This window comes from Lentilactobacillus senioris (genome assembly GCF_026798195.1).
Lineage (GTDB): Bacteria > Bacillota > Bacilli > Lactobacillales > Lactobacillaceae > Lentilactobacillus > Lentilactobacillus senioris_A.
Window position 1 is genome coordinate 274,325 of sequence record NZ_JAPQEZ010000003.1, and the last position, 23,950, is coordinate 298,274.

Consider the following 23,950-nt stretch of genomic DNA (forward strand, 5'->3'; position numbering starts at 1 on the left):
AGTCACCAGCTCTCTTTTATTTAAACGAATATTGTAGCACATTTTAATAAAAGGGATTGAAATAAAGCTTAGTACAAAAATTGAGAGTAATGTTGTAGAGATTATTCACAGGTTCGATGCCTGCTCGGGGATTAAGATTGTAATAGTTAAAGTAATTATGTATGCTTAAATTAATAATTAAGATATTATACTATATTTATAGGAGAGCTACTGTATGGAAGAAAAACATGGTAGGAATTCATTTTTTGACGGCGGGTTACTGCAATTAATTGGCTGGTCTATTTTAGGATTTATTATTACCACCGTCTCACTAGGAATTTTATATCCTTGGTCAGTAGTAATGTTATACGGTTGGAAGATCAATCATACCGTTATCGATGGCCATAGAATGAAATTTACCGGAAGTGCGATTGGTTTATTTGGTAATTGGATCAAGTGGCTAATACTTAGTATTATTACACTGGGAATTTATCTTTTTTGGGTCAATATCAAACTAACGGATTGGAAAGCCAAGAACACCACATTTATAAATTAGATAAAAATAAGGGAACCCTATCAAACACTGACCTGATAGAGTTCCTTTTTTATAATATTCTAACTGAGCAGGATTCGAACATTGTCGTCATACGGATTTGGTACACTGCTGTAGCCATCCCATATAACTTTTTTAAACAGACTGAACAAGTCATGGTTCATTCCTCTTTTGAAACAGATAAATAATCACGCAAATTAACTTTGTATCTTTTCTTACACCTTGTTGTTCAATGGATTGATTCATCCAATTAGTCTGAGAAGCAGTGGGATTATAACTATAAAAAGTAATAATATCTGAACCACCATGGTTCAAAGATTTATTAATCGAACGAATTTATGCCATTCCATTAAAATCAGCCGCTTCTTCATAGTGTTTGAACTTAGTATAACCATGACAAAATTTCTGTGACTTAACTTTTTGCGGTTTATCATCACCCTTAAATCTAATTTGTTGTCCTGTTGGGATATAAGTTAATTGCATTGGACTAACTGAATCATCCCACAATTTTGAAATTCCCAATTTATCAATAGCCCAAAGATATTGATAAAAAAATAGAATCTCTTAAGGCTACTGCCACCTTTCGCAAAACAACAGCATTTACTTGAGTGTCAGTCATGATTCCCATAATAATTTCAAGCGAAATAAAAGAGGATTTGGTTGAACCACGTCCTCCTTTGAGCCAATAATTAGAATATTCATGATTTTTAATATCATAATGCAGACCATAAAACGAGGGATCAATGATATCGCTTAACCATCGTTTTCAACTCCCGGAACATCGTCAATAATTTGGGCTGGATTAACGTTGGCTTTCAAATTATTCTTGTCCATACACATTGCATAACGTTTTCCAAATAATTCGGCAACTTTTACTATATCAGTTATTTGGGGTGTCGCTTCTACCTTCACACCTCCAGGAGTAACGATAGTTTCTTTTTCTTCACCACGTCTTACTCGAGATAAGAATTCCATCACATCTTGTTGGAAATCGATCTTATCGTTGTGTATTTCAGAAAACTGTTCCTTTAAGTAACTTGAAATGACAGGTTTTGACAAGTTTTCAGCTCTTATTTGTCGAGCAGAGTCTTCATTGTAACCAGATTTAATGGCAGCCTGCGTAGCATTACCACTAATTATATATTCGTCAGCAAACTTTTGTTGCTTATTTGTTAGTTTTGCCATTTGCAGGCCTACTTCTTATTAATTTTCAGTATTTTTCTCAGTGTCATCTTTTTTTGCATCTTTCTGGCTAACTAATTCTAAATTTTCAATTGGACCCTCTAAAATTTTACCGTTAAGATCTTTTACCTCAAGATGAAAAGATACATCCTGCGAAACTGGAGAGTTTTTAAATAAAAATTTGTACAAACTAATATATTCTACCGTTCCTGATTGACTCCCTTTTGAGGGCACAATATAGTACCTGTCGGGATCAACTATTTGATCCCCATCATTCCACTTGACACAGCTAGATATTACTCGCAGTAAATTATTAATATTCTCTGACATTTTGAATTTTTGATCAAAACTAAATTCCGTCATTAAGTCCTTTCTAGTCATTCCAATACTGGCTAGAGCGAAACTAAGTAAAAAATCAGCATCGGGGACTAACGTAATCTTCACGGATGTATCCGATTTACCAAGATTTACGACATCAAACTTCAAATTATACATGTCAAAAGCAAGATCTTTTTTCTGTTCCAGTTTTAAATTAATTTTTTCTTTATCTACTGACAAGTATAAAGATAACACTACTGCAGAGAATGTCGCTATGGCTCCTATCCAATCAGCAAGACTTCCAAAATTGTCATCAATAAAGAACAAGCATACAACCAATAGTCCACCAAAAATTGATGAAAAAAATGAAATCAAAATAGATTTCATGTATTTACTAATAAATCGTCTCATAATATTACCTCCAATAAAAAAGCATAGCAAAACCACAGCGTTTTCACCAGAGTACACAATGGAGGCAAAATAACAATCCGAGATAAAAATATACATATTAAAAACGCCCCGGCGAAAGGACATCTATCATCTCACCTAGAGTACCTCAAATTCAGCGATATAAAGTCTAGTGCGGATTCGAACAACTCCCCGCCAACCGCTAGATTCCTGAAAGAATGTTATAAATAAAGTTTGAATTAATCTATGCTACTACTTATAAAACTTTAAAATAGGCATTAAATAACACGTTTTTGACACTATTTGGACAAATCATTATAGATAAATCTTCAATGGCTCTTCCTTCATCTATAATGTACGGTTAACCTAGTTATCCAAAATAGGTTATTCGTGTTCCGGTTAGCCACTAAAGCTAGTTGATATGTTTCTTTAGCATTTACTTCACGAAACAATCCCCACTTGCCTTAAATTCTGTTAGATAATAATTATTGGGTGCTTGTTTGTTAATCACATGAAGTAGCTCTGGAGCATCTTTAACAATTGACTCATATTTTAACCACTCGTACCGATTTTCGTGATTAATACTAGGAACAACCACCACATAATTGTTAATGTGAGCTTTAATATCCACTCCTAGAAACCAACCAATGTTTTGTTGAATGAAGCTGTCGTTAGTAATCATAAACCAATCCCAGAATCGTTGCGCATTTCTTACTTTTAATTCAAAGCTGTTATTAATACTTCTTTCGTAAAATTAAATTTGTGTTTTATTAATTACCTTTACAGACATAATTATTTCCCCTTCCATTAATTTTTCTTTTTGATAGTCCAAAATGGTAAAAAGTTGTAGTAGCCTAACATCTTGATTCATCGGCTTTTCCATAATTTCTTCAACTGTGTGATTAACTTGTTCGCGTGTAACCATTGCTTTACCCTGCTTTCTGGCTTATCATAACCATATACATTACTTAAATATGAGTTTGTTAGCACGCCTATCGGTTGCCCCGGTGGGCGTTTTTATTGTATAAAAATTTGATATTACCCCCTTATCTGAATTCATCTAAACTAATGTCTAATGCATAAGCAATTTTGACCATTAACTCAAAACTGGGTTTCTTTATTTTTCCGTTTTTAAATGAATAAAGTACCGAGTTACTCTTAAATCCGATTAAATTGGATAACTGATTAATGCTTAATTCCTTTTCATCCAAAATTCGTTGAACTTTATTCCACATTAGATCACCTCCTTCGTCAATATATAGTGTCTAACAAATATTCCATGTGCAATATATTGAGTTTTTAAATTAATCATTGTAAAATAATAATCACATTAGGTATATGCAATGAATCGATAGGGAGCTGATGAAAAAACAAATGGATAATAAAACCGGATATTTTAATTCTGATGAATTCAAAAGAATGCAAAAACAGTTAGATCGTGTCGCAAAATTGACTGAATCTAATAGAAAATGGTTAAAACAAGTTAACTTGGCCTATAACCCTGTATTTAATCAAGTAAATACAGTGAATAGGACCATAAACTCTGCAATCAAAACAGCCGGCATAAGTCAGCTAGATATTAAACGAAATAACGAATTTTATAGAAATATTCTTAAAGGTATTCCCCATACAAATCCTTCAATTGCTTTAGGAACTAGAAATCAGTTATTAAATAACTATCGGTTTATTCAAAATTCGCCTTCTGTTAGTGCCATAGAATTAGCAATGAAGCCTCTTAAAGATTTCAATAAACGTTATGGTAAAACTATGACTATTTCTCAGATAGCTGCTCAATCCGCTAAATCTCAAAATTTTTGGTTAAAAGAAATTCAAAAACTTGCATTAACAAATATAAAAACAAGTACTCAATTCAACCACGTAGCTAATGAAATTGGATTAACTACTAATCATCCAACTGAAGAGCAACTTCAAAAAAGAATGGAAATACTACCTCCAGAAATTTCTCAAGAAATTGTTGAAGAATCGGAAAATATTGTTTCTAATGATATTACGGTTCAGAAAGAAGAAATCCACAATGTAGTTCAAAATCATTCCAATCAAAATGATGATAATCGCATTCATCACGCCATAGAAATTGGAAAAAATAAAATTAAAGAAATTAAAATTGATTACGCGTCCTTTCCGGAATGGCAAAAACCATTTTTTTCTGGATTTTTTGATTACTGTTCTGGAGCATTAATAAATTTGTGGATACACAATATAGGAATTTCGTTTACCGTTTCATTTTTAAGCTTGTTATTTGTTCAAAATGTAACTAAAATACACTCCGATTCAAAAAAATTTGTAAATAATAAATCAAATGACCCATGGAATAATAAATTTTAAAAATATTGAATTTCTCGCTCTTCACTACAGTAGATAGTGTTGAGCATTTTTTAATTACCCTATTCAAAAAAGTCTTCCTTAAATTCATCCCAACTGTGAAACTTACTTGAGTACCTCCCTAGTAAAACACCAATCACTAGCGGCGCACCCAGCATAATTAGCGCTGCAAACAGTTTTCCTAAAATTAAATACATACGAATCACTCCTTTAAGTCCGCCCGACTACGAAAATAAAGGAATTTAATAATGGCAATAACAAAAAATGGAAATAAATACACAGTTAGAATCAGTTACAAAGATAAACAAGGAAAATACCGTTCTAAGCAAAAAGATGGCTTTAAATCACGTCGTGAAGCTGAACTATTTGCTAGCAAAATGCTGATGGAATTAAACGAGGGTCACGATTTAAATCCCGATATTACTTCTTTTTATGATTTTTTTGTCGATTGGTATAAGACTTATAAAGAATTAAAGCTATCTAATCAAACTAAGAGTCGTTATCGCATTACGGCAAATGAACTCAAAAAATATTTTGGAGATACTCCGATATCCCAGATAAACAGACGGATATATCAAAAATTTATTAATCACTATGGTTCAACTCATGCCAAAAATACAGTTCATAAAGTAAATTCTCTAGTTAGAGCTTGCGTCAGAAGTGCCTTGCTTGACGACATCTTAAAAAAAGATTTTACGGCAGAAGTAGTTTTAACCTACAACGAATAAAAAAGTGGATTATCTAAATATAGATGAAATAAAACAATTAATTAACTACTTTTCTACTACTCTATCAACTAATTTCACCTCCAAACAAATAATTCTTACGGCCATCTTTACCGGCGCTCGGTTAGGTGAAATATCAGCTTTGACGTGGAAAGATATTAATTTTAATTTCAAGACCATAGCCATTAACAAAAGTTTGGATTCCTCTACCGGTGATATTAAGAAAACCAATACGGAAGGATCTAATAGAACTATCCGAGCCAATTAAAGTCTACTGGATATACTTAAGCCTTTGAAAGATAAGTATTTGAGCGATAACGTATTTACTAACCAATACGGAACCGTCCCTTCTTCTGCTGCTGTAAATAATACGTTAAGAACCGCTTTAAAAGAGTTAGGTATAAATAGACCTGGTTTTCATTTCCACAGTCTTAGGCACTCTCATGTTGCTTTTTTACTTGCAAAATGAACGTTTATAACTCAACTCCTAACGCCGCTTGTGAATAATATGGCCGTTACAAACGCGTTACAAATTTAATGGTTTTCTATGGTTTTGTATGGCTTTTTGGGGTGATTTTTCACAAATAAAAACGGCCCTACACGTTGGTGTAGAGCCATTTATATACTAAGTATAATTCACAAATGATGCCCCGAGCAGGAGTAATGAGTGTTCTGTAACCATTGATATATAAGCATTTTAAAATTAATTGTCCCAAATTTGTCCCAAATTTATAATCCTAGAAAATTGTCCATATTTTTGCTTTAATAAAAAAGTTTGCTCAATAATAAAAAAATCGCTCCCCTTTTTACGTATCTACCTATATAAAGGGAGTGATGAAATGAATTCTGATTTTGTGTACCATAAACACGCTGGTCAATTTTGCATCATGGCTAAGGGCAATCTTGCTGAAGATGTTGTTCTGCTGCAAGTTGGATATGGAGAACAACACTTGCACTACATCATGAGCTTTAATGAGTGGAAAAAAGTGCAAAAGGTATTGCAATAGTATGCCAAATGGCATATAATATAGTCATAGTCAAGCGAAGGAGTCATGACCTTCAAACTGACTTAGCAAGATAGTGCGTGCCACACCCCTCACTTATTCTAGACAAAAAAGAGGTGGTGGACGTGACTATAACTAGGAAAGGTTTTATGGTGTATGACGTATGTAATTGCGTTATACGTGTTATCTAGGGCCGCAATTAATTTTGCTAAAGCCTATCAGATAATAAAAAAAGCTAACCTAAAAGGTTAGCCCACCATAGAACCGCACTAGACTTGCGAACATGCAGGGGTTGTGCCAGCAACCTCTGCTTTTTAATACTCATATTATACAATCAAACTTTTAAAGGAGCAAGACTAATGAACATCGAAGAAATAATCAAACAGCTACTTGATAGCGATATTTCGGCTTACAGAATCGCTAAAGATACTGGAGTATCTCAATCGATCATTACTCGACTACGTAATGGTGACAGAACGATTGATCAGCTTACAGTTGGGACTGCACAAAAATTAATTGATTATTCAAAGAAGTAACTACCAGAGTTCACGCCCCTTAGGCTCACCCTTATCAAATACTCTTTTTGAATCGTTTAAATAATTTTGTTGGTCATAATTATCAAATCGAGAAAACAGTTTGGAATCATAAGAAGGTAGTACTTCTCTCCCTCTGTCCTCTCCCCAATCAATTTCACCTACGTTAGGTTCATTTTTTAAATTACCATATTTTTGCATTAATCTTGATTTTTCTTTTTTCATATATACCTCCTAATAGCAGCTATATCAACAATATAATTATACAACAAAAAAGCCCCCAACCAATTAAGGTTGAGGGTTTCTTTGGGTTAAAAGTGTACACACCTAGGATTTTCTAGATAATTAATTATATCACTTAATTTTTTTAACGTAGTTTTTGTTGGCAGTTAGATAAAAACCAGAAGAAGTTTTTAAGATCCATAATCCGGTTTTACTTTTTACGATATTTTCAATATCAAACTCTTCGCCTTTATAGTACTTACGTAAAGGCTTTTTACGATCAATATCGTGATACAAGTAAGCACTGTGGATTAATTTTACTCGTTTTAATTTCTTATCAACGTAATACATATTTTTAAAGTGATCTCGATTACCAGAAATCCAGAAACCTGAATCTGTCTTTAAGCGGGATACCCCGCTCTTCTTCACGTAGATATCTTTAATAACGAATTGAGTCCCAACGTCATAGTTTCTAATTTTAGTTTTAAGATTCTTATCCTTGTAAATGCCTATTCTAGTGGTAGCAGAAACAAGACGTGGATTAATTTTAAAGTATTCCGGTTTATGTGGCTTAACACCTTTAGTGAGTGCATTTACAAAATCGTAATTAACATCTTGATGATAACCTGCGAATTTATCTGAATATTGCCAAATATCTGTGTTATCAACTCCTGGCGCTGAAACGCCATAGTTAGCAACCCAAAGCAAATCAGCGTGTAAGGCTTTGGCATTTATTCTTCCGGCAGTAAACCAGCTAGCCATAGAGTAAACACCCGTTAGCCTACAGCCCTTACCTTTTAAGTAGTCCGTAAACGCATTACAGTCAGCAGTAGCCGGATAAGAATTAACTGCTGGGTTTTCAATATCCAGCATCATAGCACAGTTGGTGACATCAAAACCTAAGGCTTTAGCTTGAGTATAGAAAAAGTCTGCCTCATTGCGAGAGTCAGTGATTCCCCTCATTTCTGAAAAGTGGTAAGCATGCACTTTTAATCCCGCTACTTCCGCATTGATCCGTTGAGCTTTAGCCAAAGGGTTAACATAGGCAGTTCCGTAAGCAGAACCATCGGTCACTTTGATAATAACCGCCTTAACCCCTTTCTGCTTCATGATACGGAAGTATGAAAGCGAACTAGGCTGATAGCTTGCTACATCAATAACTAAAGGATATCCCATTATTTGCCCCTCCCGATCAATTCTGAAATTGAGCTAATCAACTCGTGTCCGCCAGCTGAAGCAAAGCCACCGGCAAGAATACCGTCAGCAACACCAACTAAGAGTCCAGTTGATGGACTATAACCACCCCAGATAGCGCCACAAATCATGCCGACAAATAGCGCCACGATAGGCAGATATTGATTTTTGTTAAAGTACGGTGTTACTTTTAAAGTACCCACAATTACATAGGTAACTGCAAAAATAGTCATCACTACATTTGCATTAACCTGATTTAGTAGTTCTACAATGTCCATTATTTTTCCTTCTTCCTTAACTCATCAATTTCCGCTTGGAGTTTATCGGCTCGTGCTTCGGCATTTTCGGCCCTGGTCTTCATTTCCGTGTACAACGTCCGCCAAGAATCAACATCGTCTTGCTCCTTTTGATGCTGCGATTTTTGCCGGCTTAAATGATACGTCCAAAAACCAGTTAAAATTGCTGGTATTAGTGGAATAACTTGGCTCCATACATGGTTCAACTCGCATCACTCCGATACGCTAAGATATTGATGATGAGGGTTAAACAAAGGTTAGAAATCCACGGCATGTCTAAACCCAAAATTACCCAGTGCAAAAATTGAAACGCCGTTAGCAACATCATCAAAGTGCTAGCAATAATTAAAATTACGTGATCAGCAGAAGTGTTTTGATGTCTTAAAAAAGCCCAGATTAACATAGCAATACCAGTTAAACTAAAAAGTCCCCCTACAATGTCATCATTAAGGAACCAGACGGCTAGGGGTGGCCACTGAAAATAACGGTCGTGGGTAATTAAAAAAATCCCAGTCAGTAACATGGTTAAACCAATCGTTACATGAAAAGGATTTTGCTTAATTTTATAAAAAAGGTAATTCATAACACGACCTCCTAAGCAGTCGGTGTCACGTATTCTTTACCGCTAATTTCTTTATACTGTTCAGGTGTGATATTACCCCAAATGACAAAGTTACCAAGTTGATCATCGGTCATCATACCCCATGACCACTGCATTTTAATCATTTCTAAACTAATAATCATCTTATTTACCCTCCTCAGTAGTTGTTCCTGCACTAAGTTGACCCATTGCTTGCGTTAGTTGGATTATCATTTGTTGTACTTGTTTCATAGTTGTATCTGTTTGACCTTGCATTTGAGTAAGCTGAATAACCATCTCTTGAACCTGAGGAACCAATTCGCTAAGTTGTGAAAGTTGCTTAGTTTGATCCGCAATCGTTTCGTTAGCCGCTTCCAACTGTTCCTTGTACCCTTGTAAAGTTTGATTGAATTCTTCAACTGTAACTTTTGGCAAGTTGCCGGGAGCCAGTGGTACACCCAGTTCAGAAATCCGCCACTTAGTAAAGTTGGTGGCAAACTGGTTGTCATACTGACTAGCAATCATAATTAGTTGATAATCGGCTGCGTTATCTTGTTCTGTTAAGGCAGCTAAAGCCTTAGTGATGTAACCATCTGAGTCTGTTTGTACATAATATTGTGCCATCGTGGCACCTCCTTTAGTTTGTTTTGGTGTAATTAATTAAAATACACGGCGATAAGTCTGCAGAAACACCACCTCCACTACCAAGGTGAGAAAGAGAAATTTTAATTTCTCCACCATTAGTATTTAAGCTTTGATCCGGTCCTACAAGGGAAATATGACCGGTGTTAGCTGTTAACGTAACGCCGGAAGGCAAAGTATGTCCTGCCATCATAACCATGGCCGTATGTTTACTTGAAACAAATTGGTAGCCTTCAGGAAGAGAACACAACATGTATGAGTCTTGGTCGGACTTAGCGATCGTAAAACCACCGTATAATCTGGCTGTTCCGTCTCCCATATCTTTAAAAAGAATATTTCCAGAACCCGGTTCTGCTCTAGGAGGTAATTCTAATTCGATCCAGTCTTGTTCTCCTCTTGATTCAAGGATCAATTTATCGCCGACTGCAATTTTGGTTATTTTATTTTCTCCAATATTAATCGTCATAATTCACCTCTAATAAATGAAGTAGGTAATCGTTGATCCAGCTTTATCTGGTAACGCATCATAATCGGTTTGGCTGATTAAGGTCCATGTTGCTTTTTCATCAATTTGCTTTTGCAAATCCGCATTTTGATCAATTAGCTTCTGAATATCTTCCAATGTAGCTAGCCCCTTTTGAATATCAGCCATATCTGCTTTGGACATCATATCCTCAGGTGCTGGCGTCCAATCTGTTTTTTGAGTGCCTTTTTCTAGCTTACTGTTGATAAGAGTAAAATGTCCCGTTTCTGAACCGTCCCATATACCAGAATTTCCGTATATCAAAACCGCTGTTCGATCAGACATTTCTTCTGGTACATCAAAAGTCACAGTTAAAGTTGAATCAACGATCGGAACGTCTGTAACACCATATCCATTATTTGCGTCGCCGGGCATACAAAGTCCGATTGAAATTTTTCCGTCGTTATTATCTGCTAATTCTGAGATTTTAGCACTAAAAGTTATTTTCCCAGTAGCGTCATCTAAATACGTTGGTAGAACAGCATATCGCTCAGTCCCCCAGTTAATTCCTACTTTTACTGGTGTTGCCGAATCTTTCATGTAGTTCCGCCCGCTAATTTTCAGCTTGTCGAGATCAGATGTTAGGACGTAATTGTTTAAGATGCTTTCTAATTCTTCATTAGAAACAGATCCATCTGGAGAGACAACAATAGTTACGTTAGCCGCATCACCAACATGTAATTTAACTTTAAAAGTTGTACCAACAACTGTAGAACCATTTTGAGCTGGGATTAAATCCGGATTTACCGAGGTGGCGATTCCATATAGAATTTCTTCTCCACCTTCAATTTTTGCAAAAATGGCAATACCATATAGTAAGTAATCTTCTTGCAAATCGCTATTCATTACCTTGATTGGAACATTTACAGTGTGATCATCTTGTACTGACACTGTTCCAAGAGGTAAATCTTGGGCTACGCTTTCTAACTTAGTAATTTCTTTTAACTGTTCTGACGTTAATCCACTCATATCCTTATCAGTTGTTTGAGCACGCGTGTAACTGATTGTGTTTCCTGCTAAAGTTGCGGCTGATAACTGGTATCCAGCATTAGTAATAACAATTTTATTCCATTTTGCCATTTCATACCTCCTCACTTTCAATTTCATAAATGGTCGAAATAGTCTGTGCTGACCGTAAATAATTAGTATTAGTCAATTCGTGTTCAATAACTTCGGTATCGACGTCACTTTCTAGTTCTATAATATTCATTGTCACTAGTGCCGTTCCTACATAAATATCGCTCGGCAAGCTAGTTCGAAAAGTTACTCTAGATAAGGTAACTCCAAGCGCTAAAGCATTTTGGATTTCATCGATAAAAAGTTGAACGATTTCTGGATGTTCAATATTATCTAGCGGTAAATCTTCTACCGAAACATGGAATGGATTACCTTTGGTAGAGCCATCTTCTTGAATTTGATAATCATTTCTAACTTGAACATCGGTTTTATCAATATCAAAGGTAGCGGCTACTAGTCGAATCAAGTCATTGAAGGTGGATTTAGAACTTCGATTAACTGATTTCATTTTTAACAGAAATCGATATAAATCATCTGGCTTTCCCAGCCTAGGCAAGTCAAAATCATCACCAATGTCATCTAATTGACCACCGACCGCATTATTTAAATCGCTTAATTTGGCGATGTTTTCAGCATCTTGCATATCGTCATAAATGAATTTATCAAAGACCCTCATAAGTCTTTCTGTAGGACTTCCTGGAGTTGTGTTAATTCGGTTAGTCGGTATCGATAAAACCTCATCTTCGTGATACAGTTCAAAATCAGATTTAGTCACTAGCTACCACCTCGATTGCATCATCATTAGTAATCGCAGTTGCAAAATCGGTTAGCTCAATATTTGTACGACCTAAGCTTGATTGATCAGTTCCCCAGGTTAAATCAACCACATCATTTACACCTTCAACATCATAAATAATGCCAAAAAGTTGGGTATACTTAAGAGTTTCACCCATAGAAAATGAATCAAGCCAAACCTGTATATTGTCACGAATATCAGCGATTATTTCGTCTTGAGTAGTATCGTCAACCTGTGAAAATTCAACAGCGATATGCATGTAGATGGTTTGACTTGAGCCCACAGAAAAAGCGACGTGATTAACGTCGCCATTGTCTAATGGAATATCAATTTTTTCTGTACCTGTTAAAGTAATTCCCAATGCCACATTATCTGAAATGGTTTGGGCAATCGTTTGCCGTTCTCCGCCTAAAACATAAATATGAGTAGTATAAGGCGGATCTCCAGCACTATTGGTTGTTGCTTCATCATTAACCACATATCGGACACTTTTAACGCCAGTAACGCCAAATAATGCTGATGCTACCCCATTAGGAGTTGAAGAGCTAACACTCTTTTGAGCTAACTTAATTCTGGCCCGCAAATCGTAATCAGTTTCCATGTCTGCGCCACCAGATGCTGCTTCAAGATTGGTTACTTCTTCAATTTCTTCAACATACATCACTTGGTTAATTATGGTATTAGCATCACAGTTGTATTCTTCACCGGTATCTTCTGCGTAAACTCTAACTTTTGCCGTTCCGTCCAAACCTATGGTAACTTCAGAGTCAGTTAAGTAGATCATATCCTGATTATTGCTGAACATAGACTCAGCATCAATAACATATCCTGGAGTACCTTTAATTGTTAAAGTTGTAGTTGCATAATTGGCCACATTACGTGAGATACCGTAGTTACTAGCGAGTCGATCCAAAGAAATGTTTTCAGCTAGGGAAACAAATCTTGAATCGTATACATCTAGTTTAGTTAAATCTGATTGTGCCAGTTGCCTAGCCAATGATTCGGCCATATTTTCATAAAAAGAACCCGTAGATAGGTCAATATCATTACCTATTTCCGGGTCAGCTCTTAAACTAGTTTGTAAAGAATCGAGCCACTGGTAGTAGTCCCATGGTTCAAATCCTGTTTCTAATAATGGCAAACATTCTCACCTCCTCAAATGGTAATCGCCGTATTAAAATCTAAATTTGGATCACCATTGTCAGCTATCAAATCAGCATCAGCTAATTGCATGGTTACCTTAATCATTGCTTTTCTGGTTTTATAGTCTGGATCTACGGTCACATCAGTAACAACAGCCACACGATCATCTTCTTCAAGCGCTTCAGCTATTTTATTAGCAGCTAAGTCAGCATCCTGAAACTCACCGAAGAAATCCAACCACTCAACACCGAAATCAACATCATCTATGGCCCATCCCACCTGAGAAAGTAACCGCATTTCTAGTGATTGCCGTAGCTCATCGACCCCAGTAACGTAATCTTTGCCATTACTCAAGTTAGGGTTACCATTTTCATCGAGCCTTACATCCGTACTCACTTGATCACCCCCACAATAATGCTAGAATCAACACTATTTTTTCTAAGTGGATCTTCGCGGAAATCTTTACCTTTAGAATAATTTTCCATGCTGTCAGTAAAGACTAGTACTAATACTTCATCACCCACCTTTAATTCTCGTGTGTGTCCGGTATCGTCTGAGCCTTTAATATAGAAGCTAAAATCAAGTTGTTCACACTCAACTATTGGCATTTTTTTACTACCATCGAAATCTAAATTAGAGGGCTGAACCGTTAACGGTGATGTAGAGATGATTCTACCCCGGTATATGTGAGGGCCAGAATCATGTTCTTCAATTAGTAAATTAATTAATGGTACTAATGAATTTTCTCCTGCTTTCACTTCTTACCGTCTCCTTTCTTCTTTGTTTTTCGTTTCTTACGTTTTTTTCTAGTAGCATCCTTTTTAACTTTGTCTTTCGCACGGTCGTTTTTTTCTTTAAGTTTAGCTTTGGCCTTATCTTTAGCAGCATTGGCTTTAGCCTTTTTAAGACTGGCCGCCTTAGCCTTTTTATAAGCATTGTACGGAACAAATTGAAAAGTAACGGTACTAGTTGAAGTCGTGTATTCTCGTTGACCGCTAAGGACCACGCATTTACCGTAATTTTTAACTCCATCATCAATATAAACTAACGCTCCAACCCTAACTTCTTTCCGCATAAGAGCTTGAGCTTCAAATTTTTGACCATCATACGCACCGTCGTCTGAAGGCGTTGGATGACTAATTAATCCCGTTTCCGGGTTCAATTTCAATGTGGCTTTCTGACCAGTAGTAATCTCACGAATGTACAGTTTGCTGCCTTCGATCACCACGTCAGTATTAGCACCATCAGCGACCTTTTTAATAGCACTCAAAGGCTTACCACTAACGGTAAAACCATTGGCGTATTTATGATCATAATTGAGTTTTACAGCGCCCAATGGGATATGAGCCCGCTTAGCAATATCTTTAATGATTGTTGAAGCTTTAGTGCCTTTTTTGTACGAAAGATTAGCGTAATGAACTTGCTTAGCATAATGAGCCTGTGCCTTTTTTGCTTTTGTTTTTTTAGAGTGCTTTTTTCTAATTGCTGAATTATATTTTTTACGTGCTTTAGTGAATTCTTTTTGCTTTCTTCCTCGTTCGTGTGGTGTAGCTTCAGGATGGGCAGCCAACCATTTTTTATACTCAACAGTTTTAGCCTTACTATATGCACTTATTAAATCCGAAACACTAACAGTGCCGGCTTTTTTTCTAGCGCTAGCTTTAACCGCTACTCTAACTTTAGTCACCTTTTTAACTTTAATAACATCTTCTGATATATCCGGGAAATGATTAAAGTTAATTTGAATTGATCGATCTACACCGTCTAAGGACATTGGTGTCATGGATTTAATTGTTCCAGTGGTGATAAGACCACCATTTTTGGCACTAGCATCAGCATTATAAAAACCGGCAGTTATCGCAACTTGCCGGCCTTTTTGAAAGTAATTAAATTCATCCTTAGTAAGGTTATATAAGGTCAAAGAATTCATGTCAGGATTAACGCCGGTAGTAAATGGTGATGTCATTTCGATAGATCGATTATTAGGCGCTTTGTCCCATGATAAAAAGTGTTTTTGGTGACCAGACCATTTAACATAAACACGCAAATAGCGGTGCACAAAGTTCATTAAGCATCACCTCGATCCTCAATGAAATCATCTAGTCCATCGAATTCATCATCATCCATAGAGTCGTCTGAATCATCATCCATCCCCATGCTGGTATCATCTCCGTCTGGGTTGTAAACACCATCATTAGTGTTATCCGGATCCATTTCGCCAGTAAAAGTATCATCGATAGTAATGAAAATATCCTCATTGACGTTGGAGAAATTAACACAGGTGGACTTTCCGGTTTCATCAATCATGACTAAGTCTTCGCTAGGCAAACTAGCATCATGAATATCAGCAAATAGTGGTTCTCCTGCTACTAGCCTCTCATTAGTTACCAACGGTTCACCGTTTTCGTCAGCCAAAGTCAAGTAAAGCCGGTCATTTACCTCGTTATAACTAACCGTAATTGCATAGTCATTACCACTGAGAGTTACTAGAAACGTTTCCGGCAGTTGAAATTTATTGAATTGGATTGTGTCCCTGTACATAGTAACCACCTACTTAACTCTTACTTTTTTACCAATCGGCAAGTATCTATCCGGGTAGCCATTCCAACTTCTTAGCTTGGCAATCGAAGTGCCGAATTTCATGTGGTATCCCCAATAGGTATCACCTTTTTTAATTGTGAGATATTTACCTGCTTTAGGTTTAGTTTTCTTTCTATCGCCTTTAGTTGGGCTTTTAGTACCAGTATTATTAGTCTTACTAGTATTGGTTTTCTTTGTAGATTTCTTCTTGTTGGTGCTGGTTGCCCATTTAACATCTTGAATGGCCACCGAAACCGCCAGCGCATTATCTCTAGGCTGATCAAAGTTAGCTGCTACTGATGTTAAAACCGCACTTGAACTGTATTTTTGACCATGAAATTCAATTTCTGTACCGTTAGTAGCCCATCGTCTCAACATGTTAAATTGTTTTTTCAAGTATGAAACTTTAGAAACTGACGAGCCACCCAACTTACCTTCTATTTGACGTTGGATCGGTTGAGTCTGCGTGTAATGATTAACGTATTGTCCCGGTGAAATAGTATTAGTAGTCATTTCGGTAGAAGTAGTTTCATTTTCAGAAGTATTATCAATGAAGACATAACTATTTTCAGAACCTGGGTACTTAGGAATAACGTATGGGCGTTTAGACTTCCAATACCCAGGCTTATCTTTCTTCATTTTGGCGATAACTTTTTTCTTAGTTTTTAAAGCTACCTTACGTTTGTTAGCAGCAGAGTTCTTTTTAAAGGTGGCCAGATTGTTTTTAGCGCTAGTATATTTTCTTTTTGCTGTAGCTACGGTAGTTTTAGCACGTTCCGTTGATGACTTAGCCTTAGCAATTTGCTCTTTAAGCTTAGCTTTTTCACTACTATTGGCTTTCTTGTATTTAGTTTCTAGTTCTTTAACCTTATTGCTATTAGTGGATTGAATTTGTTTGGCTTTGTTGTAATTAGATTTAGCTTTAGAGTATGCACTCTCGTATGTTTTTAACGTTTTCTTTTTAGCCATGGTTTTACCTCCTCAATTATTTTTATATGTATAGAAAAAGAGCTTCCCGTTAAGGAAACTCTTTTAATTTTGTGCAGCGAGAATTTTACCGAAGAAGTCATTAGCCATTGCTTCAAACTTTCTACGATCTTCCGTGAGTCGTTTAGCTACAACATCACCGGTCCGTTCTGGATCACTAGTACCTTCAATGTGAATTTCTGGGTGGTAATTCATATTTGGCTTAATTGATACTGCTTTTTGGCCAACAGAACTAGATTTCACTGATTCATTAAAATCATCACGAGATAGTTTCATCTTCCTGAATTCATTTTGAATCTTCGCAAATTCTTTGAGCTGACCAAAAACACCATTTGGTTGCTTAGAAGCACGATCGCTCATCGCTTCCATAATCAATTTATCCGCCGAAGGACGGCTAGTATTGATGGCAACCTCATTTTGACCAGGAACTTCGCCAAAGACATTAACCTTACCGTTTTCAGCCCAGCCACCATTAGCATGCAGTGCTTTAGCGATACTATTGGCACCTGCAACGTGTTGGGCTGTATATCCGCCACGCTCCCATTGATTTGAGAAAGCAGCAGCTAACGATGAAACGGACCCATGACTGCTCAATATTCTTTTTAGGACGCCACTATCTGTACTATCTCCCTTAAGAGCAAATTCTAACTGTGTAGCCGCACTCTTCCAATTTCCGCCAGTTTTTCTAGCGAATTTGATTAAGTTATCTTTACGTCCACCTAACCATTGCCCTAAACCAGACGCTCCTCCTCCTGGATTAATTGCGCCAGGATCTAAGTGAGATTCAAAGCTCCAGTTCCCAAGAACTGCAGCTATACCAGAGTTGGTTGCTGATGGATACATTTTCTTAATTGCAGCAGCGAGAATTCGTGCTCTAGAACCCATATCACCTACTAAGTTCATATTACCAACGTCACCAATTTCGTCTTCTCCCAAATTATCCTTAATCCAGTTAATTGCTTTTTTACCAAGCTGTTTCTTAGCTAGATTTTTAAGTCGTTTGCTTGAATTGTTTTTCTCTTTTTTGTCTACGGCATTATGCAAGCCCTTGATTCGATAATATCCATATCCCATAGACTTATCAGAAGCAATAGAAGTAACTCGCGCTCTTGGGGGAGTTTCATTAAACATAGAACCAGTCTTAGGATTCTTGATAATCCCAACGTGACCAGCGGCCCCAGTTCCATGACCAAACACAACTATATCTCCAGGGAGAGTGTTAGATAAGTTTTGGCCAAGATGCTGAACACCTGAACTTGTTTGCATTGCAACAGTGGTTCGACCGATATTGATACCAAAATGAGCTAACGCTGAAGCAACCATCCCTGAACAGTCATAAACATCAGGTCCCATGCCACCCATGACATATGGTTTTCCGGCATAGTGTTCTTCTGCGTACTTAAGAAAGGCTTCTCGTGTACCACCAGATCCTGAAGCTGAACCTATAGCATCCGCAACAACATTCCACATTGCTTTCATCCATGGGTTTCCCAGTGATTTACTTGCTCTTTTACCTAAACTAGTAGTTTTTTCCTGAATTGGAGTACCCAAAACATTTACTTTTTTAGAAAAACTGTTGTTAAAAGATTCATTAGGATTCTTTTCACCTGCGGCAGCTATTTTCTTCAGTTGACTCTTTGATACTCCGGATCCCTTTGCAAAATGAGTAATATTTTGACTTTTAGCCCATTCAACAGATTGCGAACCATTAAGAACTTGGTCTCCTTTTTTCAAGGGCAGTATTACGTCATTTCCTTTAGGAGCATACACATTATTATCTCGAACAATAAGCTCTTGCCTAGGACCGGTTTTAGCATCATTAACCATGGCGATCTGATCATTAGCTAATTTACCGTCTGATCCAGATGCATAATGAATAGGCTTCAAAACAGAATCATTACCACCGAATTGGCTTAAAACTGTATTGATTCCACTAATACCACGGTTTAATTGCTTGATAGTATTAGCCATTGCCTTATATGCATAGTTGTCTAGTTTTCCAAAAATACTGTTAAAGTCGGATACTATTGCAGTAGCAACTGCATTCATTCCTTTATGCATTTGGTTCATCTGAACAATAGAACTCTTCTGCATTTGGTCGAAATCTTTAACGGTATTCTTATGGAGTTTACCCACATTACGGTCGCTATCCTTGACCATATCAGCTGTAATGGAATTCATACCTTTGTTAAGTTGCTTAGCTTGGGTAATGGATCCTTTTTGCATATCGTTAAAATCACGAATAGTATTCCGTTGAATCTGTTGTGTTTGCTTCTTGGTACCAACTTTTAAGGATCCGAAAATCTTGGTGGACTTAGAATTCAACTGATTAAGTTCTTTCGATCCATTCTTGTTAGATTTTTTATATCCATTAGTAATGGTACTAGTAATTAAACGCATAGATTTTTTGGCCGAACGAGCACTGCCATCTAATCCTGACCCTTTCAAACTAACCGAGCTTTGTGCAGCAGCTACTTTTAGCTTACCAGTACCTTTAGCATATCCGGGTAAAGTCCTACCCTTACCAAGACCGCCAGACAGCACTTTAGCAGTATCCTTGGCATTTAAGATATGTTCTCCAGCGTGAACCTTAGCTAAAGTGGGGCCGTTGCCTAGCAAGCGGAAACGTCCTTTTCGAGGATCGTAAGCCATTTCGGTTCCAGCTTCATTAACCATCGCAACATGCGTACGATTAATTGGGCCACCATCAGCGTGACCAATACCAGTTGGAACATTGATCTTATTCTTAGCAGGAATTTTGTTAGATCCTTTTTTAGAATCTAATTTGCCCGGCTTAAGTACTCCATCGGTGAAATATCCATGAGAATTATTTTTAGAGCTGGAGTCGTTAGCATGAGTCAGGCTTTTCACCATGTCACTAATTCCATCAACAACAGTTCCAACGAGTTTAGCGATACCGCCTAAAACATCTTTAGCAATATCCCATATCCCTGACCATACTGATTGCCAAATATCGAAGAACCCATTAACAACTTTCCCAGCGCTATTAAATGCACCTTTAAAATCGCCTCGAAGTAAACTACCGACAACTCCAACAGTACCTTTAACTATCTTAGATAAACCTTTAAATACCCCACCTATACTTTTAATGATATGGGCGGCAACTTTAAATACCGTTCCAATAACTACACCCAACATCTTGATAGTTGTTCTTAATTTTGAACCGATATATGCCAGCGCAATTTTACCGACGTATTTAAATACATCACCAATCGCTTTTATATTTTTTTGATCAGTTTTCGACAATTTAAACGACTTAGTAACGCTCTTCCAAGACTTGCTTACTGTTTTTCCAAGCAGATTTACTGGTCCTTTGATACTTCTATTGGCTGTTTTAAAAGCACCACTTAATGAGGAGCCTATTTTCTTACCCAACTTAGTTTTGCTAAACTTGCGAGTTAAATCTCCTACCCAACCACCAGCTACATGACCGATAGTTGCGCCAAGAGCAGCACCAGCAGGGCCACCAAAGAAAAAGCCAATTCCGCCACCAATAGCAGTTCCTAAACCTTGACCCAACTTCTTAAACTTGGTTACCGGATTCTTGGACTTAATAGCTGAATAAATATCAAATCCGGCAGTAGCCACAATGCCAACGCCAACGGCTGCGGTACCAGCTTTAGATAACATGCCGGGAGCATTTTTAGCTACTCCGGTAGTTGGATTTTTACCTTTGATAAGCCCTGAAATACCACCCATTCCAGGAATTTTGATATTTTTAAGAGCCTTTAAAGGTGCAATCAACTTAAGGACAGTTCCAGCTAAAATAGCCATAGGACCAATAGCAGCCGTTACAACTGCAGCTAATCCTACAAACTTCTTAGCCGGTTCTGGTAATCTTTGAAATTTTTCCAAAACATCAGCAACGCCCTTAGCCAGCTTAGTTAACGTTGGCATCCACGCATTTGCGATTTCAACACCGGAGTTTAATAACCCTTGTTTGATCCGATCCCACTGCTTAGATAAAGTGTTCATATTCTTTTGTGAAAGTTGGGCCACGTATCCTTGACCCTTATTCATGTTTTGGGATTGCTGAACTTTCTTGTCCAGTTTTGCAACATCTTTGTAGCTTTCACCTAAAGCCTGAGCCGCACTAGATGCATTAACACCAAATAAAGCTGCGTAAATAGCACCTTTATCGGTCCGACTCATCTTCATCTTGTCCATTCGAGTTGCTAACTTCTCAAACACTTGTTGAATAGGGATTAAATTATGATGAGCATCACGGAAATCATCATAGTCCATTCCCAACTCTTTCATGGCACTAGGTGCCTTACCTTTAGTTGGTGGGCTAGTCAAACGTTGATAAATTTGACGCATCGAGGTACCGGCTTGCGAACCATCTCAAATTGTTATCGTAAGGGCTCTTTATCCCCTACTTCTATATGTTTCCATATAGTTCAGACTATCTTTTCACCTACAGCCAAACTGTTTAGGTGTTCCGCCTTCATGGATATTTCACCATACAAAAAAGGCACTCATTAGAGTGTCTTTGCTTAGGTTATTTTATCTAGTCGTTACGCCTTCCCAGAGTTTCCTTCTGGTCTTGGTTCGGGATCAACATGCAATTTATCATTTATAAATACTTCGACGGTGACCTATATTAATTGCTAACACAATCAACTGATCATCATCAATTTCACAAATAACACGATAATTACCAATACGATATCTCCACTGACCACTTTTATCGGCCGTCAGTCCTTTACCAATTCGATATGGGTCATCGATACCATCAACATTGACATACAACCAACGTGTGATTAGTTTTGCTTGATGTTTATCCATTTTACGCAGCTCTTTCTGCGCTTCTTTGGTAAATCTTAATTGATACCCATCATCACTCATCAATACCACCGAATTCTTTCATGATGTCATCCATGGATACCGACTGTTTTCCACTATCTATCCATTGCTTGTGAGCAACTTCAGCAGTTTGACGATCGTATTCATCTTCCAAATCTGACATTGAATAATCTTTAATGAGATCAGATAACGTAACTCCATAAAAGTCAGCCATATACTGTAGCCATTCTTTTTCGTCATTGCTGACACGTACGGTAATTGTTGCCATATTACTCATCTCCTTATCTGTATTACATTGTAACACAAACGAAGAATAAATGAATCTATATTGTTTAGTCTTCCCCGAGTTAACGGAATTTATTACGCAGCCATTTCTGATTGCGAGGACAGTTTCCAAATCCCAAAGTTCGACAAGCCACCAATCGCTGCCACAGTTTCATGCAACGTTTGGTTAGCCGCATGGGCGTCAGGCCCAGCATACTTAAGAGCTTCACCCAAGTCACCGAATGAAGTAGCAGTTAAATCGGCTGAATAAGCCATTTGGTTAATAGCTTTCTTACTAGCGTTAGCCATTCCAACAACTGTATCTTTTTTCATGCCAAATTGTTCAATAGCAGAAGCAGCGTTATTGACCACGTCAGTATAACTATCACCAGACGCAATCGCACCTTGTAAGTAAGATTTTTGAGATCCTAATGCTTGATCAGTTGTATAACCACGACGAACCAAGGTTTCGTAACCTTCACCAATCTTTTTAGTTGAAACACCATACTCGTTAGAGTACTTTGTCCCATCTTTTTGCATTTGGCTAACATTACGCTGAGCTTCAGTCTGTTTTTCACCGCCGGTTACCGCCAAGTTGGTGATAACTTTGTAGCGATTTTGTAACTCTGTAGCAGTCTTTAATGCTATAGCAGCGCCCGCTGTAATTCCCGCTGTAACTGCCGTAGCTTTAGTCCCGAAACTTTGCATCTGACTGCCCAACTTGCCCAAATCACGAGTGTGCCTATTAAAAAAGGACTTCCCAAAGGATTTATCCATTGAGTTACCCAGTTTTTCGGTTCTTGATTTAGTTTTGTCAGCTTCTTGCCCAGTCTTCTTTAGATTTTCATTAGTAATATTGATTATCTTGTTGTCTTTTTCCAGTCCCTTTGTACTGGATTTATTCAAAGTATTATTAAATTTATCTATATTTCGACTGGCTTCTTTAACTTGCTTATCTAGCTTAGGCATGAGCTTATCAAGCTGCTTGATAACTCTTTGCATGCCATCTAGTTTGGAAAGACCATCAATATCAATTTTGTAACTGATACGATCTCCAGCTATTTCAGCCATTAGGATCCCTCCTTACCGCCAAATGCGAGTGCGATTGCCATTGCTTGGTTGTAGCGACTAGTTTTCAACCTCTCTTGGGTTGCGTACTGTAAGATGCTTAGTTCGTTGCCGTTCATATTACGGATCTCTTCACGAGTAACGTTTACAGATCCGTTAATATAAGCGGACCATTCCATCGCTAGACCGGGATTTTTGTCGAAAAGTTTTTCAATTTGCCGTTTATTGAAAAAAATATTACTCCTCGAGGTAAAACGTGGCGATGATGCCCATATAATCATCTAGTTCGCCTTTGGTCATCCCAATTTCTGATAAACTCTTAAAAGTTACAGTGTGAAGTGGTGCTTCATTAACAAGAATTACTCGGATGAGTTTTTCCATAATTAATTTATAAACGCCAAAGTTGTTAACCATCATTTCTTGATTACCATCATTGGTTTGATTAAAGCGAATTGTAGTGTCAGATAGTTCGGTACTGACCGCCAAGTCAGGTTTAGCAACTGACGTTTTAAGTTTCTTACCGTTTTTCAAAACGTAAACAAAATTAAAATTATCATCAACGGCTAAAACTTCTTGCCGTTTGATCGATGGCATATAGTCCAATACTTCTGGATGAGTTTCTTCGGTCTTGGTTACTTCTTGTTTTCGATCTGAATAGTCTTCTAATGGGGTTGCTTTAGGTTCTACTGAACTTGTTGGAACTCCCTCATTAGCTGATTGATCTTGAATGAATGCGTCATCTAAATTTTCGTTTTCCATAGTACAA

At 37.2% G+C, this 23,950-nt stretch carries 35 protein-coding genes and 1 pseudogene; 6 read left to right on the forward strand and 30 right to left on the reverse strand.

The genetic code is table 11. The features are described 5' to 3' along the window. The first annotated feature begins 214 nt into the window (after positions 1–214). Complete coding sequence (locus OXT66_RS05455) at positions 215–535, forward strand: DUF898 family protein (protein WP_054671874.1); 321 nt, start codon at positions 215–217, stop codon at positions 533–535. Between the two features lie 333 nt (positions 536–868). Here the strand turns inward: OXT66_RS05455 and OXT66_RS05460 are convergent, their stop codons facing one another. The 7 genes from OXT66_RS05460 to OXT66_RS05490 form a co-directional block, all read right to left on the reverse strand. Next, a complete protein-coding gene (locus OXT66_RS05460) occupies positions 869–1,039 on the reverse strand; it encodes a hypothetical protein (RefSeq protein WP_268596379.1) in 171 nt (56 codons plus the stop codon). Positions 1,040–1,058: 19 nt separating this feature from the next. Then, a complete protein-coding gene (locus tag OXT66_RS09665) occupies positions 1,059–1,280 on the reverse strand; it encodes a phage terminase large subunit (RefSeq protein WP_419146381.1) in 222 nt (73 codons plus the stop codon). A gap of 5 nt (positions 1,281–1,285) precedes the next feature. Next, positions 1,286–1,717 carry a terminase small subunit gene (locus tag OXT66_RS05470; protein WP_268596381.1) on the reverse strand — a complete coding sequence of 144 codons (432 nt, stop codon included), beginning with the start codon at positions 1,715–1,717 and terminating at the stop codon, positions 1,286–1,288. Between the two features lie 18 nt (positions 1,718–1,735). After that, entirely contained in the window at positions 1,736–2,443 is a 708-nt protein-coding gene (locus tag OXT66_RS05475) for a hypothetical protein (protein WP_268596382.1), read from the reverse strand. A gap of 433 nt (positions 2,444–2,876) precedes the next feature. Further along, positions 2,877–3,122 (reverse strand): hypothetical protein, encoded by a 246-nt coding sequence (locus OXT66_RS05480; protein WP_268596383.1) that lies wholly within the window; start codon positions 3,120–3,122, stop codon positions 2,877–2,879. A gap of 72 nt (positions 3,123–3,194) precedes the next feature. Further along, entirely contained in the window at positions 3,195–3,365 is a 171-nt protein-coding gene (locus OXT66_RS05485) for a hypothetical protein (RefSeq protein ID WP_268596384.1), read from the reverse strand. A 121-nt stretch (positions 3,366–3,486) separates the two neighbouring features. Further along, positions 3,487–3,675, reverse strand: a complete 189-nt coding sequence (locus tag OXT66_RS05490; RefSeq protein ID WP_268596385.1) for a helix-turn-helix domain-containing protein — start codon at positions 3,673–3,675, stop codon at positions 3,487–3,489. A 127-nt stretch (positions 3,676–3,802) separates the two neighbouring features. Here OXT66_RS05490 and OXT66_RS05495 point away from each other — a divergent pair, with 127 nt between their 5' ends. Beyond that, the gene (locus OXT66_RS05495; RefSeq protein ID WP_268596386.1) at positions 3,803–4,786 is read left to right on the forward strand and encodes a hypothetical protein; all 984 of its coding nucleotides are present in this window, start codon (positions 3,803–3,805) and stop codon (positions 4,784–4,786) included. 59 nt (positions 4,787–4,845) lie between these two features. Here OXT66_RS05495 and OXT66_RS05500 read toward each other — a convergent pair whose 3' ends face one another. Continuing rightward, positions 4,846–4,980 (reverse strand): hypothetical protein, encoded by a 135-nt coding sequence (locus tag OXT66_RS05500; protein WP_268596387.1) that lies wholly within the window; start codon positions 4,978–4,980, stop codon positions 4,846–4,848. A 51-nt stretch (positions 4,981–5,031) separates the two neighbouring features. On the opposite strand from OXT66_RS05500, the gene OXT66_RS05505 reads away from it, so the two are divergent. The 4 genes from OXT66_RS05505 (at position 5,032) to OXT66_RS05515 (ending at position 7,048) form a co-directional block, all read left to right on the forward strand. Further along, positions 5,032–5,511, forward strand: coding sequence for an Arm DNA-binding domain-containing protein (locus OXT66_RS05505; protein ID WP_268596388.1), 480 nt, complete (start codon positions 5,032–5,034; stop codon positions 5,509–5,511). Positions 5,512–5,515: 4 nt separating this feature from the next. Further along, positions 5,516–5,776 (forward strand): tyrosine-type recombinase/integrase, encoded by a 261-nt coding sequence (locus tag OXT66_RS09670; protein ID WP_419146377.1) that lies wholly within the window; start codon positions 5,516–5,518, stop codon positions 5,774–5,776. 571 nt (positions 5,777–6,347) lie between these two features. Further along, positions 6,348–6,515 (forward strand): hypothetical protein, encoded by a 168-nt coding sequence (locus OXT66_RS05510; RefSeq protein ID WP_268596389.1) that lies wholly within the window; start codon positions 6,348–6,350, stop codon positions 6,513–6,515. A gap of 356 nt (positions 6,516–6,871) precedes the next feature. After that, positions 6,872–7,048: a hypothetical protein gene (locus OXT66_RS05515; RefSeq protein ID WP_268596390.1), complete on the forward strand. Its 177-nt coding sequence runs from the start codon at positions 6,872–6,874 to the stop codon at positions 7,046–7,048. Here OXT66_RS05515 and OXT66_RS05520 read toward each other — a convergent pair whose 3' ends face one another. The 22 genes and pseudogenes from OXT66_RS05520 to OXT66_RS05625 all read right to left on the reverse strand — a co-directional run bounded on the left by OXT66_RS05520 (position 7,049) and on the right by OXT66_RS05625 (position 23,943). Further along, complete coding sequence (locus OXT66_RS05520; protein ID WP_268596391.1) at positions 7,049–7,270, reverse strand: hypothetical protein; 222 nt, start codon at positions 7,268–7,270, stop codon at positions 7,049–7,051. 129 nt (positions 7,271–7,399) lie between these two features. Continuing rightward, positions 7,400–8,443 carry a GH25 family lysozyme gene (locus tag OXT66_RS05525; RefSeq protein ID WP_268596392.1) on the reverse strand — a complete coding sequence of 348 codons (1,044 nt, stop codon included), beginning with the start codon at positions 8,441–8,443 and terminating at the stop codon, positions 7,400–7,402. Beyond that, entirely contained in the window at positions 8,443–8,739 is a 297-nt protein-coding gene (locus OXT66_RS05530) for a holin (RefSeq protein WP_268596393.1), read from the reverse strand. Before OXT66_RS05530 ends, OXT66_RS05525 begins: the two co-directional genes overlap by 1 nt. Then, positions 8,739–8,963, reverse strand: a complete 225-nt coding sequence (locus tag OXT66_RS05535) for a hypothetical protein (protein WP_268596394.1) — start codon at positions 8,961–8,963, stop codon at positions 8,739–8,741. The genes OXT66_RS05530 and OXT66_RS05535 overlap by 1 nt, the downstream gene beginning before the upstream one ends. Then, complete coding sequence (locus OXT66_RS05540) at positions 8,960–9,340, reverse strand: hypothetical protein (protein ID WP_268596395.1); 381 nt, start codon at positions 9,338–9,340, stop codon at positions 8,960–8,962. The genes OXT66_RS05535 and OXT66_RS05540 overlap by 4 nt, the downstream gene beginning before the upstream one ends. An 11-nt stretch (positions 9,341–9,351) precedes the next feature. Beyond that, entirely contained in the window at positions 9,352–9,501 is a 150-nt protein-coding gene (locus tag OXT66_RS05545) for an XkdX family protein (RefSeq protein ID WP_268596396.1), read from the reverse strand. 1 nt (position 9,502) lies between these two features. Next, the gene (locus tag OXT66_RS05550; protein WP_268596397.1) at positions 9,503–9,961 is read right to left on the reverse strand and encodes a hypothetical protein; all 459 of its coding nucleotides are present in this window, start codon (positions 9,959–9,961) and stop codon (positions 9,503–9,505) included. A 13-nt stretch (positions 9,962–9,974) separates the two neighbouring features. After that, complete coding sequence (locus OXT66_RS05555) at positions 9,975–10,445, reverse strand: hypothetical protein (protein ID WP_268596398.1); 471 nt, start codon at positions 10,443–10,445, stop codon at positions 9,975–9,977. Between the two features lie 9 nt (positions 10,446–10,454). After that, on the reverse strand, positions 10,455–11,582 hold the full coding sequence (locus OXT66_RS05560) for a hypothetical protein (RefSeq protein WP_268596399.1): 1,128 nt from the start codon (positions 11,580–11,582) through the stop codon (positions 10,455–10,457). 1 nt (position 11,583) lies between these two features. Next, positions 11,584–12,294: a hypothetical protein gene (locus OXT66_RS05565; protein ID WP_268596400.1), complete on the reverse strand. Its 711-nt coding sequence runs from the start codon at positions 12,292–12,294 to the stop codon at positions 11,584–11,586. Next, complete coding sequence (locus OXT66_RS05570; protein ID WP_268596401.1) at positions 12,287–13,456, reverse strand: baseplate J/gp47 family protein; 1,170 nt, start codon at positions 13,454–13,456, stop codon at positions 12,287–12,289. The genes OXT66_RS05565 and OXT66_RS05570 overlap by 8 nt, the downstream gene beginning before the upstream one ends. Before the next feature lie 14 nt (positions 13,457–13,470). Next, the gene (locus tag OXT66_RS05575) at positions 13,471–13,854 is read right to left on the reverse strand and encodes a hypothetical protein (RefSeq protein ID WP_268596402.1); all 384 of its coding nucleotides are present in this window, start codon (positions 13,852–13,854) and stop codon (positions 13,471–13,473) included. Beyond that, a complete protein-coding gene (locus OXT66_RS05580; RefSeq protein WP_268596403.1) occupies positions 13,851–14,216 on the reverse strand; it encodes a hypothetical protein in 366 nt (121 codons plus the stop codon). Before OXT66_RS05580 ends, OXT66_RS05575 begins: the two co-directional genes overlap by 4 nt. Further along, complete coding sequence (locus OXT66_RS05585) at positions 14,213–15,526, reverse strand: hypothetical protein (protein ID WP_268596404.1); 1,314 nt, start codon at positions 15,524–15,526, stop codon at positions 14,213–14,215. The genes OXT66_RS05580 and OXT66_RS05585 overlap by 4 nt, the downstream gene beginning before the upstream one ends. Further along, complete coding sequence (locus OXT66_RS05590; protein ID WP_268596405.1) at positions 15,526–15,999, reverse strand: phage baseplate plug family protein; 474 nt, start codon at positions 15,997–15,999, stop codon at positions 15,526–15,528. The genes OXT66_RS05585 and OXT66_RS05590 overlap by 1 nt, the downstream gene beginning before the upstream one ends. A gap of 9 nt (positions 16,000–16,008) precedes the next feature. Then, positions 16,009–17,007: a LysM peptidoglycan-binding domain-containing protein gene (locus OXT66_RS05595; protein WP_268596406.1), complete on the reverse strand. Its 999-nt coding sequence runs from the start codon at positions 17,005–17,007 to the stop codon at positions 16,009–16,011. A 63-nt stretch (positions 17,008–17,070) separates the two neighbouring features. Next, positions 17,071–20,820, reverse strand: coding sequence for a phage tail tip lysozyme (locus OXT66_RS09630; protein WP_327059001.1), 3,750 nt, complete (start codon positions 20,818–20,820; stop codon positions 17,071–17,073). Positions 20,821–20,829: 9 nt separating this feature from the next. Then, positions 20,830–21,375: pseudogene (locus tag OXT66_RS05605) on the reverse strand (phage tail tape measure protein); the annotation flags it as partial. A gap of 243 nt (positions 21,376–21,618) precedes the next feature. After that, complete coding sequence (locus tag OXT66_RS05610; protein WP_268596407.1) at positions 21,619–21,894, reverse strand: type II toxin-antitoxin system RelE family toxin; 276 nt, start codon at positions 21,892–21,894, stop codon at positions 21,619–21,621. After that, a complete protein-coding gene (gene relB / locus OXT66_RS05615; protein WP_268596408.1) occupies positions 21,887–22,120 on the reverse strand; it encodes a type II toxin-antitoxin system RelB family antitoxin in 234 nt (77 codons plus the stop codon). The genes OXT66_RS05610 and relB overlap by 8 nt, the downstream gene beginning before the upstream one ends. A 92-nt stretch (positions 22,121–22,212) precedes the next feature. Beyond that, complete coding sequence (locus OXT66_RS05620; RefSeq protein WP_268596409.1) at positions 22,213–23,187, reverse strand: phage tail tape measure protein; 975 nt, start codon at positions 23,185–23,187, stop codon at positions 22,213–22,215. 234 nt (positions 23,188–23,421) lie between these two features. Further along, the gene (locus OXT66_RS05625; protein WP_268596410.1) at positions 23,422–23,943 is read right to left on the reverse strand and encodes a hypothetical protein; all 522 of its coding nucleotides are present in this window, start codon (positions 23,941–23,943) and stop codon (positions 23,422–23,424) included. Positions 23,944–23,950: the final 7 nt, after the last annotated feature.

Bases quoted from the DNA above. Each gene is read 5' to 3' on its own strand.
- OXT66_RS05455 (WP_054671874.1), top strand. From the start codon at position 215: ATGGAAGAAAAACATGGTAGGAATTCATTTTTTGACGGCGGGTTACTG.
- OXT66_RS05470 (WP_268596381.1), bottom strand. From the start codon at position 1,717: ATGGCAAAACTAACAAATAAGCAACAAAAGTTTGCTGACGAATATATA.
- OXT66_RS05475 (WP_268596382.1), bottom strand. From the start codon at position 2,443: ATGAGACGATTTATTAGTAAATACATGAAATCTATTTTGATTTCATTT.
- OXT66_RS05480 (WP_268596383.1), bottom strand. From the start codon at position 3,122: ATGATTACTAACGACAGCTTCATTCAACAAAACATTGGTTGGTTTCTA.
- OXT66_RS05485 (WP_268596384.1), bottom strand. From the start codon at position 3,365: ATGGTTACACGCGAACAAGTTAATCACACAGTTGAAGAAATTATGGAA.
- OXT66_RS05490 (WP_268596385.1), bottom strand. From the start codon at position 3,675: ATGTGGAATAAAGTTCAACGAATTTTGGATGAAAAGGAATTAAGCATT.
- OXT66_RS05495 (WP_268596386.1), top strand. From the start codon at position 3,803: ATGAAAAAACAAATGGATAATAAAACCGGATATTTTAATTCTGATGAA.
- OXT66_RS05500 (WP_268596387.1), bottom strand. From the start codon at position 4,980: ATGTATTTAATTTTAGGAAAACTGTTTGCAGCGCTAATTATGCTGGGT.
- OXT66_RS05505 (WP_268596388.1), top strand. From the start codon at position 5,032: ATGGCAATAACAAAAAATGGAAATAAATACACAGTTAGAATCAGTTAC.
- OXT66_RS05510 (WP_268596389.1), top strand. From the start codon at position 6,348: ATGAATTCTGATTTTGTGTACCATAAACACGCTGGTCAATTTTGCATC.
- OXT66_RS05515 (WP_268596390.1), top strand. From the start codon at position 6,872: ATGAACATCGAAGAAATAATCAAACAGCTACTTGATAGCGATATTTCG.
- OXT66_RS05520 (WP_268596391.1), bottom strand. From the start codon at position 7,270: ATGAAAAAAGAAAAATCAAGATTAATGCAAAAATATGGTAATTTAAAA.
- OXT66_RS05525 (WP_268596392.1), bottom strand. From the start codon at position 8,443: ATGGGATATCCTTTAGTTATTGATGTAGCAAGCTATCAGCCTAGTTCG.
- OXT66_RS05530 (WP_268596393.1), bottom strand. From the start codon at position 8,739: ATGGACATTGTAGAACTACTAAATCAGGTTAATGCAAATGTAGTGATG.
- OXT66_RS05540 (WP_268596395.1), bottom strand. From the start codon at position 9,340: ATGAATTACCTTTTTTATAAAATTAAGCAAAATCCTTTTCATGTAACG.
- OXT66_RS05545 (WP_268596396.1), bottom strand. From the start codon at position 9,501: ATGATTATTAGTTTAGAAATGATTAAAATGCAGTGGTCATGGGGTATG.
- OXT66_RS05550 (WP_268596397.1), bottom strand. From the start codon at position 9,961: ATGGCACAATATTATGTACAAACAGACTCAGATGGTTACATCACTAAG.
- OXT66_RS05555 (WP_268596398.1), bottom strand. From the start codon at position 10,445: ATGACGATTAATATTGGAGAAAATAAAATAACCAAAATTGCAGTCGGC.
- OXT66_RS05560 (WP_268596399.1), bottom strand. From the start codon at position 11,582: ATGGCAAAATGGAATAAAATTGTTATTACTAATGCTGGATACCAGTTA.
- OXT66_RS05585 (WP_268596404.1), bottom strand. From the start codon at position 15,526: ATGAACTTTGTGCACCGCTATTTGCGTGTTTATGTTAAATGGTCTGGT.
- OXT66_RS05590 (WP_268596405.1), bottom strand. From the start codon at position 15,999: ATGTACAGGGACACAATCCAATTCAATAAATTTCAACTGCCGGAAACG.
- OXT66_RS05595 (WP_268596406.1), bottom strand. From the start codon at position 17,007: ATGGCTAAAAAGAAAACGTTAAAAACATACGAGAGTGCATACTCTAAA.
- OXT66_RS09630 (WP_327059001.1), bottom strand. From the start codon at position 20,820: ATGGCTATTTTAGCTGGAACTGTCCTTAAGTTGATTGCACCTTTAAAG.
- OXT66_RS05610 (WP_268596407.1), bottom strand. From the start codon at position 21,894: ATGAGTGATGATGGGTATCAATTAAGATTTACCAAAGAAGCGCAGAAA.
- relB (WP_268596408.1), bottom strand. From the start codon at position 22,120: ATGGCAACAATTACCGTACGTGTCAGCAATGACGAAAAAGAATGGCTA.
- OXT66_RS05620 (WP_268596409.1), bottom strand. From the start codon at position 23,187: ATGGCTGAAATAGCTGGAGATCGTATCAGTTACAAAATTGATATTGAT.
- OXT66_RS05625 (WP_268596410.1), bottom strand. From the start codon at position 23,943: ATGGAAAACGAAAATTTAGATGACGCATTCATTCAAGATCAATCAGCT.